The sequence below is a fragment of the Deltaproteobacteria bacterium genome, from assembly GCA_029860075.1.
In the GTDB taxonomy this organism is placed as follows: domain Bacteria; phylum Desulfobacterota; class JADFVX01; order JADFVX01; family JADFVX01; genus JAOUBX01.
In genome coordinates, this window is the sequence record JAOUBX010000116.1 from 1 (window position 1) to 10,800 (window position 10,800).

Sequence of the window (10,800 nt, forward strand, 5' to 3'; positions counted from 1 at the left end):
CCTACGAAGTGCCTGATAATCTCAATTACGATTTTATGAAGGAGTATTCGTCAATATTGAGTCTCCCCCTTATTCATTACGGTATTATCTTTCCCCTGGCTGTGGCGGGAATACTCTTTTCCCTTACCCGCTGGCACAGATATCTCCTTTTATACCTTATAATATTATCCTATGTTATTTTCCTTATGCTTTTTTTCATTACTTCCCGTTACAGGATTCCCATTGCGCCCTACCTGATTCTCTTTGCCTCTTTTGCCCTTTTTTCTTTAGTCCGCTTTGCGAAGGAAAGAAATTACAATGCCATCGTATTGTTTTTCCTTATTTTTATCTTTGCTTTCCTCTTTTCCAATATCGTTCCGGAAGAAGAAAAAAAGCGATTTGAAGCCCAGTCTCACGACTCACTGGGAAGCGCCTACTATCAGGCAAATGAACGGGATGCCGCCACAAGAGAATTTGAATACGCAATCTTCCTGCTGCCGGCAAACCCAGGAATCAGCAATAACCTTGCCTGGGTTTATGCGGAGTCAGGCAGCAATCTGGAAAAAGCCGGAGAATTATCCAGGTTTGCAGTAAGGACTCAGCCAAAAAATGTGGAATTCCTCAACACACTTGCCTTTGTCTATTTCAAAATGGGAAGGTTGAAAGAATCGAAAGCGCTTCTTAAAAAAGCCCTGGCGCTGGAGCCGGAAAATGCGCGCGTCAGGAAGAGGCTCAAAAATCTGAAAAAGGGGCGTTTCCTATAGAAAGAAAACAGCTTTGCAGGGGCCAGGCGCATCCTTTTGGATTATGCGTGCTGAAACCGTTATGATTAACAAAAAAACGCTTTACTTCTCAAGCAGTTCAATGATTTCTTTAAAGCCTCTCTTTTTAGCCATATGAAGGGCCTTTTCACCCTTCCTGTTCGCCACATGGGCATTGGCGCCCGACTGGAGCAATATTTTTACAATCTTTGTCATTCCTTCGGCAGCGGCAAGCATTAAAGCCGTATCACCGGCCTTATTTACATCATTTATGCGGGAACCGCCTTCAATAAGGGCCTTAACCATTTCTTCATTACCATTCTCGGAAGCAAGCATGAGGGGCGTATAACCATCGGAATCAACAATATGGACATTAGCGCCCTTTTTGAGCAGAATGTCCACAACTTTCGACTGCCCTTTCCTTGCAGCCATAACAAGCGGTGTTTCGCCGCTCTGGTTTTGATGGTCAATGTCGGCACCGCTATTGATAAGCGCCTTTACTGTATTACCGTGTCCGCGATGGGCTGAAATGGAAAGGGCCGTATTTCCATGGCTATTGCTATCGTCTGCCTGCAAACCCTTATCAATCAGGATTATAGCAATATCCCTATGTCCCCACATGGCAGCCAATATGAGTAAGGAATCATCGAGGGAACCTCTGATACCCCTGTCCGCCCCCTTATTGAGGAGTACATTTACCGTTTTGGCATGTCCTTTTCTAACAGCATACCAAAGGGCCGTATATTTATTCTCATCACTATTATCAACGCCGGCACCCTTGTCTATTAAAAGAGCGGCCGCCTTCGCTTGTCCTGCCCCGGAGGCGGCTATGAGCGGTGATATACCAACACTGTTTTTACTGTTTATATCACTTCCGTATTTCAACAGTAATTTGACAATTTTTACATGCCCTTGCCGTGACGCCTCAATTAAGGGCGTGTCACCATACCTGTTTTTTGCCTCGGCGTTTGCCTTTTTTTTCAGGAGAAATTTGACAACTTTATAGCGCCCCCCGGAAACGGCTTTCATTAGAACCGTATTGCCGAAATTATCGCTTGCCTCTGTTGACCCGCCCTCTTTCAGTAACTTTTTGACTTTCTTTAACTCACCTTTTAGCGAAGCATCGAGCAGATCAAGGTTCGTTTCTGATGCAGCGGCCAGGGCGGCAATGAGGCATAACAACAAGGCGATCACCCCTCCAATGCCATAATTGATCTTTTTCATATCCCCTCCTTTATGAAATGATATAAAAATGGTTTTCTCCTACTTCCCCATCATCTTCTTAAAGTCTGTTCCAGAGTCTACTCCAAAAGTCTGGTGGCTCTTTTCTACCATGAGATCAACACCCCAGAAGGTTATAAAAACAGCAACCATTGCAAGGATAAGAAGCCATGCAAGCTTTCTACCCTTCCATCCCAGAGTGACTCTCAAATGAATGGCGACACCATAAATAAGCCAGGTCGTCAAAGACCAGATCTCTACGGGATCCCAGTTCCAGTATTTTCCCCACAGTTCCTTTGCCCAAATAGAACCGGCGGCAATCTGAATGGCCATAGGGATAAAGCCATAGATGACAAATTTAAACATCATCTCTTCTATGACGGGAAGCGCGGGGAAGCGTTCATAAAAAGCGCTCTTTATCCCCTTTTTTTCCTTGCTCTCCTTAAGAAGATAAACGATACCGAGACCACAGGCAATAGCAAAGGCGCCAAATGCAAGCTGGGCGAAAAGAACGTGGATGACAAGCCAGCTGCTTTTTAATGAGACAGCAAGGGGGAGCTGTACAGGATTGCGCATGAGGCCATAACCGAGAAAAACGAGGACAACGGGCACACTGACAAGAGCAAGACCTTTAATTGGACCTTTTCTTTTGAAATAAAGGAAAACCGTAAAGGCCATAATGAACCAGCTCTGGACAAGAACATTTTCAAAATCACCGCTGCCGGGGAAATAGCCTGTCCTCAGCCATCTTAAGACAAATTCCCCCGTATGAGCTATAAAAGCAGGAATGATAAACCATCCCGCCCAGGCAAGCAGCTTCTCCTTCTTAAAAACAAAAGCCGTGAGCAGCAAAATTGTAGCGCCTGTATAACAGTATACACTGCCCCAGATAAGTATTGTTTCTAAGGTATCCATAATTTCCTTTCTTTACTAAACCCTTCGACAGGCTCAGGGAGACCTTTTTTTCAAAGATAATGGAGTAATCCGGTCATGCTGAGCCCTTCGACAAGCTCACGACAGGCCTTATCGAAGCATTTGTCTAATTTGAGCAACAACCCGTTAAGATTTTAGCAATGCAACAAGCTCCTCTTCTATTTTATCCAGCTCTTCTTCAAAAGAATAGGAGTGAAGGTCACTTTTACCAAGTATACGCAGGGAATCACCCTCAAAAGCCAGCTTTATCTCCTTGCGATAGAAAATAAGCCTCATAATCAGTCCCGTTATGGCAAGGATAAAACCTGCAATCAGCGGGAGCGGGCCCCGCTCCCTGATTATCATAAATTCACCCCAGAGTCTTAAATCGGCAAAAACAAGCCTGTATTTGTCAAAGCTGATGGACTGGCCCGGCTGGATCGTCTTTTCAGCCAGCCTGACAATATCTTTTCTCACAATAATATGAAAGGCCGGGTTATTGATTTCATGGGACTTGCTCGTCTCCATCCCCTCTTCAACGACATAATCAGGAAAAAACCAGACTTCATAAACCAGCGTCGGCGTTTTTTCGAGAAAGAACCTGTCCTCCCGTCCTTCAAGAACATTGAGACTCACCCAGGCACCGTCCAGTTCCGTCTCTTTTTCCTTATCGTAAAGAATAAAAAGCGGTGACACACCGGCATTATTGGAAAGAATAGTAAAAACCCCTTTCTTGAGGGGCCTGTTGATACCGATAATAGCTTTTTCATTCCCATTAGCGGGAGACAGGTTAAGGGTCATATCAAGGTCAGCCCGTCTGTTTCCCTCGTAAGACATACTTACCTTTTCCAGTAAGAAATTTAATCCGGAAAAATCCGGCTCAAGGGAAGGTTTTCGTACTATTTTCTTAAACTGTCTTAAATTTCCGGTAAAAGCCTCCCCTTCCGTAAGCACAACATAGCCGGAAAAGCGGCTGTAAAAGAATAGAAGCGCTCCGGCGAGGATAAGAAGGAAACTGAGATGAAAAAGCAGGAACCCGAAAACGGCAAAACGGTTTTTTACGGCAATCATCCTTCTCTCATCATCGGAAAAAAGCGTAAACCAACCTTTCTTTTTAAAATATTCATCAAAGGGCCCACCCCGCTGTAAACCTTTTTTATTCTTGATAGCAAGGTGCCGTCCCCCTGCCGAGCGCCCTGGATCTTCAGTGTTAAAATGAGGAAAGGCATCTTTACCAATATAGGCCCTTTTAATAAGAATGGGGATCCTGTCAATAGTTACTGCCAGGAGATTGATAAAAAAGAGGGCAAGGGCAAAGAGCGTTAACGGGGAAAGGTAAATATCGGTAAAACCGATGTAATCGATAAAATGATAAAGATAGGGAACAGAATCGAGCCAGGCGTCATATTCAAGTTTTGAATCAAAGAAAAATTTCTGGGGTATGATAAGGCCGAGTCCATAGAGAATGACAAGGGCAATAAGAATATAAATTGTTGTGCGGGGTTTTTTAAACCACCTGTAAAAGCCTTTTAATTTTTCATTAATATTTACCGACATAATCAAAATAGTTTAAAAATTCATAACTGTCATTCCGGGCACGCCCGAACAAAGTGACAAGTACTCTTGGGGTAAAGCGAGGAATCTTGTCTTTTGAACTTCTAAAGATTTCTCCTCCTCCGTCGTCGAAATGACAGGCTTAATCAATTTCACCGGAGATCTCACAGGACCTCTTCCTTCTCCCATCAATCCACAACAGGACCACCCCGACAAGGAGAAACAAAAAAGCAACAGCAAGAACAGGCAGACCAAAATCTCTCACAATACTCACCTCAATCCAGTACCTTACTTCAGGAAAAGCCATTCGAATATTATCGAAGCGAATCTTTTCGTCAGTCCTGATCAGGCCGTTATAGACAATGTCCTTATTTCTGGCAATACGGAGATTAAAAACGGGCTTTTTTAATTCTGCCGATTTGGAAGCAGCCTTTCCATCGACATCAACAAAATCGGGGAAGCATTGCAGATAAAGCACATAGCCGAGGAAATAGAACTCAAAACTATCTTCCTTGCCGGGAGGGTAGAGTTTTTTATAAAGATAATTGGATTCCACTTCCTTTTCTTCATTATCGAGGAGAACATACCTGGGCGCATAACCGAAATCGCTAATGGATACAAAGGACCAGTCAGTGAAAAAAGGCATTTTGGAACTGAAGGTCTTATATACAAGGCCCTTCGAGGTTCGGCTCTGGTAAATAATATCAGCAGTCACCTTATCAAGTTTATTAACTGTAGACGCCGGATAGGGAGTAATTTTCTTTATCGTTACACCCATATGAGCAAATTTAGCCTTTTTTCCCAGGTAAACCGTTTGAGGAAGATAATCCTTTTTGAAACCATTAAAGGTCTGGCCCTGCATTCGAACAAACTTTCCTTCAAAACGGCTATAATTACTTACCCATAAGGATGTACAAAGGAGAATAATGGCAAACTGAAAGAATAAACCACCTAACCTGATAATGCCCCGGCTGTGTCGAATAAGAATTACACTTTGGATGAAGGCGTACAGAAAAAAAAAGAGGCTTAAAATCAGGGCGGCAGTCGAATGAAATATTTCCCTGTAGCCGGCCGGTTCAAAACGGAAGATGGCTGCTTTTTCTGCAATTATAAAAAAAACCAGCGTGAGTATGAGGAAATAAAGGGCTTCTTTTCCTGTAAAATTTGATAAAGAATTCTTCATCATCATTATAATACGGATTGCCGGTTAAGTTGCGGCACCTCTTCGCCGGGCGAATACAGGTCTGCATCATAAATGACCCACATAATGCCACGATCATAAAAAGGTTCCTTTTTAAGTATGTAACGGACCTTAGCATGGGAGGCTTTTATGGAGGACAGGGGTTTTCTGCTTTCCGCCTCCTGCAAATTAACTGCCCACACTTCTTCCGTTTCGACGGCGGCAAGATCGGCTCTTAAGAATTCAATGTTCTTAACCTCATGACGGTCACGGTCAAAGACCATAACAAGGCCGTCTCTTTTTAGCATATTAATATCCTTAAAAAGTCGCCTTTTTAAAAGCGGCGCTGCAGGTATCTCTTCAAGCCCGGCAACGAGCCCGGCTGTATTATAAAAACTGGCACTGTTAATATTATACTGTTTGACGGCGCCTTCAATCTCCTCAATGTCACCTTTTATACCAAGACCGACATTAAACTTTAAGGCACTCGTCGCCGTCGGCCTGTTGACGGCAGCAGAAAGGACGAGGGCAACAAGAAAGGCACTCACAATTAGATAGGTTTTTTTCATCATCCCTTAATTAGTGTCTATCCGGAAACTATAATAAATTAAACTTTGTTTTCAATTCGGAAAGGAGGAATTTTTTGCAAGGTCAAGGAAATCAAGGATTTGCGCGGAAATGTACTACTGTACATGGCACAAGCAAAACCGAAGATTGACGCAGAGATTGCGAAAAAGCACCCTTTCCGGATGAAAACTAATTAAGCTTTAGATTCAAGGACATAGCATATAAGACGATAATAGCGGCAAAATTTATAATAAAGCAAGCCATTTTGCCTCAGTATTTCTAAAAATAAAAAAGGGGATTTCTCAATCCCCTTTCATTAAGTACAATTTTTACCGGCAGGACGCCAGGCAGAACTAATACTTGACCGGCCTTGCATAGTTGATGGTGGCAGCATTACCCGTCTTGGAACCGTTGCTGTGCTGCCCGCATGCAGTCCAGGAGGAAGATGCAGGGAGATAACAACCCGTATCACCTGTCTTTGGACCATTCCAGGCTGTATCGTCGGTTCCAGGCTGCCATGCATTCCATGCTCCGGGCATAAAACGGTACTTGGTAAATGAACCCGTACCACCATTGGGTGTATACTGCCCGTTATCACCGTCAGTAGCTGACCCACGGCCATGAATACGTCCGAAACCGTCGCCGGAATGACAAAGCAGGCAGGCAGGACCAAGGTAAGCGCCCTGGCTCACCTTTCCGCCAAAGTCACTTACATCAAACCAGCCACCACCATCGTCACTATGGTCTGTCCGGCTTACTGTCGCATCGTTTATTCCATTACCGGAGTATACGGCAGGGCTATGACACTTCCAGCAAACCATGGATTCACCGATATCAGTCGAGGCGGTGACATCATTTTTAGGAATAATGCCTTCCATTGCATAGTCTGTTGTGTAATCATTGGGGGTACCATTTTGGAGCATATACCAGGCATTGGTTGCACCATGAGCGTTAGACTCGGAAAGGTGACAGTCAGAGCAGTGCAGCGTCGCCGTCTCTTTGGCCACGTTGGCTACGGCACCGTTTCTATAGGAGTGGTTAGTCCATGCCAGCGTATCCCACTGGCCTGCGTTTGTATCGCTGTGTTTCGCACTGTATCTGGCGCCAAGAACGGCATGCTGAGAAGGATTACCGTTATAACCGGCACCTGATCCACCGGATCCGGCAAAGAACTGACTCTTTACATCGACAACCCTCGTTCTCGTTCCCATAAGGTCATTTCCATTTGTAACGGCGTCATTTGTATTAAAGGGCGTCAGATTCCTTGTTACGGAACCACCCGTATCAAGTCCGTCATTTGTGGAATTAACGGTAATGTCTGAAGCACCGTCTACATCGTGACAACCCATACAGAAGTTGTCCATCGCCGTCCGCATGGATTCATTAACGGCATTCTTGTTGAATTCGTAAGGCGCGGCAGCAATATTATCGACATTTCTGAGACTGACCATGCGGTCAGTCGACGTCGAGCCGTCATTATGATAGGTTGAACTTTTCCAGCCTGTACCGGCATTGATGGCAGTTACATCACCTTCAGCATGGCATACGGCACAGTCATAATTGGTGACTATCTCCGTTGCCGTTCCGTCACTTACGTGTCGACTCAGCTTGACAAAGTCTCCACCGGCGCCGACAATCTGTCTCGGGTTATAAACACCGGTTTGAGCCTGTCCGTGGCAGGTCTTGCAATCTCCGCCAAGGGGCGCCCATCCCGCTTTATGATCGTGGCAGCCAGTACAGTCCAGCCCGTTATTATGGGCCGGCATCGAATGATCCAACCTGTGGAAAGCGGTCCGGCTGTGGCAAACCTCGCAAACATTGGTATTGCCCGTATCGTCACCAAAACTGTTAGTGCCCGTATACTTGCTGAATATAACCGTTGATGCATTGACGAATGGATTAGGAATTCCGAGCGCATTGCTGCCACCGGTAAATATTTTATTATGGATCATTCCGATATTGTTGTCACCATGAGGGTCATGGCAATCGATACATTTCGGTATAAATCGCCAGGTCGTTACGTTATTGTAACCGGCATTCTGTATATTTGTGCGTGAGTGGTTCTGAATTCCCGTAATGGTAGCAAAGGCCCCCTGCAACTGGGCGCCGCTTCCATGACAGCCAAGGCAGAAGGTATCGGGATCTCCTGACCACAACGTCCTGAAGGCATTTGAGCCATCATTATGGTTAACCGTCGAATCATGGCAGTTTGTGCAAACCTTGTTCGCCGCCGGATTACCCGTATAATCATAGCTTCCTCCCGTCTTGCCGTGACCGCGGCCCGAAAATTCCGTCGTGTCAATTTTTGCAACAACTTTGGTTGCCGATGTGAGGTTGGTATAAGAAAAATCATCCACATCTCCCGTAGTAAGGTGGCAGGTATCGCAGGTCTGCGTAGCCACTGTACTGTACCAGTCGAACTTGGCTTCCGGTGCTCCACCATTATGACATGAGGCACAGACCGAGGTCGTACTCAGCGTACTCGTATCTTTAAAGGTTACGCTGGCATTGACATGGGTTGTATCAAGGTTCGATGCATGGCAGAAAAAGCAGTTAATGTTATTTGGTAATGTCAGGTGCTTTGCATGAGAACCCTGTGTCATATTTGTTTGTAATTCTTTGTGGCATGAACCACAGTAGACGGTGGCGCTATTTCCCCATGTGGGTGCAGCTACTGCACCCGTTGCCCCTGTCGCCATATTCGCACCGTGACAGTAGGCGGTGCAGGTGCCAGGCACAGGATTATTTGACTGGGCAAAACTTGCGCCTTTACTGTAACTTCCACCATTTTTTAATGCAGATGTAAACTGGATAAAGGTATTTCTGTGAGCGAGATTCGTTTCTCCCGTCGTCGTATTACCATGACATTCTACACAGAGAACACCCACTTTTTTAACATGTGTCGAATGAGAACCAAGCACAGCTCCTTCGGGGACATTTCTCGCCGAACCATCTTTTGGCGGATAATCATGGCAATCTGAGCAGAGAGTAACCTTATAAGGACTCAGAGGAGCGGCAGCAACTGTAATAGGACCATTGCTGTTCCATGTTCCCGAAGCTCCCACATCCGGCGAGGCAAGACCAATAGCCGTTACACTCGACCGGATCGTCTTCGCCTCAGCGCTACCGGCAAGATCATAGGTTATCCAGATGTATTTTGACCCGCCCGCATTAGTTACCGTCCTGCCACCTGCTGCGCTCGTATCAACGACAGTAGAAGCAGCAGTCCAGGCAGCTACCGTTGCCGTTCCATCGACACCGTTACCAAAGTCCGTATCACTATCGAAGTGGACTTTAAGATTAGTAAAATCGCCGGCGCCAGCCGTTCCAAGATCATCAACGGTAACAGAGATAATTTCACAACTGCCATCCTGTACATTATCGCAACTCACTGTAAGGTACTGCATCTGTACCTTGACTTCCGTCGCAGCTGCACTGACGGCTACTGGTGTATTTGCATTTACCGTCAAGGTATCTTTAGGAGTCGATGCAATCGTCATTGAGTTAGCGTTCCATGTTCCTATGGCGCCGCCATCAGGTGCTGCAACACTGACAGCAGTTATCTGTGAACGAATGGTTTTTCCGGCAGAGCCTCCGGCAAGATCATAGGTTATCCAGATGTATTTTGACCCGCCCGCATTGGTCACCGTTCTGCCCGCTACAGCACTTGTATCCACGGCAGTGGAAGTTCCATTCCAGGCAGCAACCGTTGCTGTACCGTCCACACCGTTACCGAAATTATTATCACTATCGAAGTGGACTTTTAGATTGGTAAAATCACCTGCCCCCGCCGTACCCGTATCATCAACGGTAACAGAAATAATTTCACAGCTTCCATCCTGAACATTGTCACAGCTTACGGTGAGATATTGCATTTCAAGATCTGTATCTCCTTCCGTTGCAACGGTAGCAACAGTCGTGTTGGCATTTACCGATAAAGTATCAGTCGGTGTCGATGAAATCGTTATGGGACCATTGCTGTTCCATGTTCCCGAAGGACCACTGTCAGGTGCGGCAACGCCAATAGCTGTTATACTGGACTGCACTTTTTTACCTGCTGAGCCTCCGGCGACATCATAAGTAATCCAGATATACTTTGCCCCCCCTGCGTTGGTCACAGTTCTACCCGCTGTAGTACTTGTATTAACAACAACAGGGGTCCCATCCCAGGCGGCTACCGTTGCCGTACCGTCTACACCATTGCCGAAATTATTATCACTATCAAAATGAACTTTAAGGTTTGTAAGATCTCCGGCCGCAACTGTACCAATATCATCAACGGTAACTGATGTGATCTCGCAACTGCCGTCATCAACATTATCACAGCTCACTGTCAGATATTGCATCTGCACATTGCTTTCACCTTCTGTGACAGCCGAAGCGACAGGCGTATTAGCGTCAACGGTAAGTGTATCACCCGACAGAGGGGGTGTATAGGTTATGGATACATCGTCCACCCAGAGCTGGTTTTGGGAGCCGTTCGTGTTCCCTGTTTTGGCAACTATGGTGACCCTCACATCGGTTATACCGTTGACAACGGTATAAGGAAAGGCCGTAGCCGTGCCATTTGTCAGGGAAGTCCAAACCTGATTATCAGTAGGTACTGCGCTAGACCTGGATCCATCC

General features: G+C 45.8%; 7 protein-coding genes. 1 reads left to right on the forward strand and 6 read right to left on the reverse strand.

Annotated elements, in window-relative coordinates; all coding sequences use genetic code 11:
• Nucleotides 1–743, forward strand: a 743-nt coding sequence (locus tag OEV42_20410; protein MDH3976633.1) for a tetratricopeptide repeat protein, incomplete at its 5' end; no start/stop codon positions are given.
• Between the two features lie 81 nt (nt 744–824).
• On the opposite strand, the gene OEV42_20415 is transcribed toward OEV42_20410, so the two are convergent.
• The 6 genes from OEV42_20415 to OEV42_20440 all read right to left on the reverse strand — a co-directional run.
• Nucleotides 825–1,964, reverse strand: coding sequence for an ankyrin repeat domain-containing protein (locus OEV42_20415; GenBank protein ID MDH3976634.1), 1,140 nt, complete (start codon nt 1,962–1,964; stop codon nt 825–827).
• Between the two features lie 39 nt (nt 1,965–2,003).
• Nucleotides 2,004–2,876 carry a cytochrome c biogenesis protein CcsA gene (gene ccsA / locus OEV42_20420; protein ID MDH3976635.1) on the reverse strand — a complete coding sequence of 291 codons (873 nt, stop codon included), beginning with the start codon at nt 2,874–2,876 and terminating at the stop codon, nt 2,004–2,006.
• A gap of 144 nt (nt 2,877–3,020) precedes the next feature.
• A complete protein-coding gene (locus OEV42_20425) occupies nt 3,021–4,430 on the reverse strand; it encodes a cytochrome c biogenesis protein ResB (protein ID MDH3976636.1) in 1,410 nt (469 codons plus the stop codon).
• A 139-nt stretch (nt 4,431–4,569) separates the two neighbouring features.
• Entirely contained in the window at nt 4,570–5,616 is a 1,047-nt protein-coding gene (locus tag OEV42_20430; GenBank protein ID MDH3976637.1) for a hypothetical protein, read from the reverse strand.
• On the reverse strand, nt 5,616–6,155 hold the full coding sequence (locus tag OEV42_20435) for a hypothetical protein (protein MDH3976638.1): 540 nt from the start codon (nt 6,153–6,155) through the stop codon (nt 5,616–5,618). Before OEV42_20435 ends, OEV42_20430 begins: the two co-directional genes overlap by 1 nt.
• A gap of 372 nt (nt 6,156–6,527) precedes the next feature.
• On the reverse strand, nt 6,528–10,800 hold a 4,273-nt coding region (locus OEV42_20440), incomplete at its 5' end, for a hypothetical protein (protein ID MDH3976639.1).

Bases quoted from the DNA above. Each gene is read 5' to 3' on its own strand.
- OEV42_20415 (MDH3976634.1), bottom strand. From the start codon at position 1,964: ATGAAAAAGATCAATTATGGCATTGGAGGGGTGATCGCCTTGTTGTTA.
- ccsA (MDH3976635.1), bottom strand. From the start codon at position 2,876: ATGGATACCTTAGAAACAATACTTATCTGGGGCAGTGTATACTGTTAT.
- OEV42_20425 (MDH3976636.1), bottom strand. From the start codon at position 4,430: ATGTCGGTAAATATTAATGAAAAATTAAAAGGCTTTTACAGGTGGTTT.
- OEV42_20430 (MDH3976637.1), bottom strand. From the start codon at position 5,616: ATGATGATGAAGAATTCTTTATCAAATTTTACAGGAAAAGAAGCCCTT.